General features: G+C 73.9%; 1 protein-coding gene and 1 pseudogene. Both read left to right on the forward strand.

Features of this window, described 5'->3' with window-relative positions; all coding sequences use genetic code 11:
* Positions 1-206: pseudogene (locus ACTUAL_RS08820) on the forward strand (MFS transporter); the annotation flags it as partial.
* A gap of 373 nt (positions 207-579) precedes the next feature.
* The coding region (locus ACTUAL_RS08825; protein ID WP_440899906.1) for a diguanylate cyclase at positions 580-1,695 on the forward strand (1,116 nt) is incomplete at its 3' end.

Genomic DNA, 1,695 nt, shown 5'->3' on the forward strand with positions numbered 1-1,695 from the left:
GCCGGGGGCAGGCCCTCGGGTTCGCCCGCAGCGGCCTGGTCGCAGCCCAGGGCGTCGGCGTGGCCGGTGGTGGCCTGCTCGCCACGGCCACCGGATCGGCCGCCACGGCCATCGCGATCGCCGCCGGGGTCGGCGTCCTCGCCGCCGCCGCCGTCACCGCGCGGTGGATGGCGCTGGGCCCGCTGGAGCAGCTCGCCGAGGGCTGAACGCCCGGCCGCGCGCGCGTGGCGCGCGGCCGGGCTCACCGGTCACCGGGCCCATGGGGCGCGCCGGGGGACCGCACCGCGGCGGGGCGTCAACCCCACCGTCTTCACCAGATCTTCTCGCGCATGACCGAGCACCTCCTCCACTGGCCGCACCGGGCAAGTCGGGAACCGGGATCACCAGATCTTCTCGCGCACCGCGATCACCTCCCAGAACCCGTGTCACCCCACCAGCGGATGACACCCGTTCGCCCCAGGGTTACCGTGACGCTCCAGCCGGTCACCAACCGGGGGGTCCGGTGTGGACGGGCGCGAGGGAACCGTGGTTGGACGAAGCTGGTCACTATGGTCCCTTCCGAGGGGCGCGCTGGGCTACGTGCTCTCGGTGGACCTGCTCGCCCTGCTGGCCGTGGCCGCCGCCGCGACGACGCGCCAGCCGACGACCAGGCACGACTGGGTCGTCCTGGCGGTGTTGCTCGCCTGCGCAGCGCTGCACCTGGTCTTCTCCCGCTGGATCGAGCGCGCCCGCAGGGACGCGACCGGTCTGCCGCACCTCGACCTGTGCAGCATCTGGATATTCGCCGGTTCCCTGCTGCTCCCGCCACCCCTGGTCGGAGTATTGGTGGTCGTGCTCTACGCCCACCGCTGGTGGGTGGTCGGCCGCTGGGACCCGTTCCGCCCGCCCCACCGGGGCGTGTTCACCGCCGCGATGATGCTGCTGGTCGCCCTCGCCGCCAACGTGGTCGCCACCGCCACCGGCCTGCGCGAGAGCCTGGCCGCGGGCCACCTCGAAGGCCCCTGGGACCTGCTCGGGCTGATGGGGGCGGGCTCGGTCTACTGGACGGTCAACACCGCGCTCGTCGCGGGCGTCATCGTGCTCACCACCGGCGCGCGCACCCACCTGTTCGGCGGCCCCCTGGACAACCTCCTGGAGGCCGCCCAGCTCAGCCTCGCGTTCTTCGTCGCGCTCGCCGTGGCCTGGTGGCCCGGTTTCGCGCTCCCGATGGTCGTGGCCGCCGTCGCGCTGCACCGCACCGTGCTGATCCACCAGCTGGAGCTGGCCGCCCGCACCGACGCCAAGACCGGCCTGCTCAACGCCGAGGCGTGGCACCTGCAGGCGCGCGTCGAGCTCAACCGCACCCGCCAGCGCGGCGACTCCCTGGGCCTGCTCATGATCGACGTGGACCACTTCAAGGGCATCAACGACACCCACGGCCACCAGACCGGCGACGAGGTGCTGCGCTCCATCGCCGACGTCATCCGCGAGTCGGTGCGCCGGGGCGACAGCGTCGGCCGGTTCGGCGGCGAGGAGTTCGTGGTGCTGCTGCCCGGCGCGGGCCGCGACGAGTCGATGGCCATCGCCGAGCGCGCCCGCTGCCGCGTGGGCCTGCTGGGCACCGGCGCGGGCCCCGTGCGCGGCCTCAAGGTCAGCGTCGGGGTGGCCGTGTGGCCGGATGTTCCCGAGGACACCGTCGAAGGTATCCTCGCCGCC

This window comes from Actinosynnema sp., from assembly GCF_052038725.1.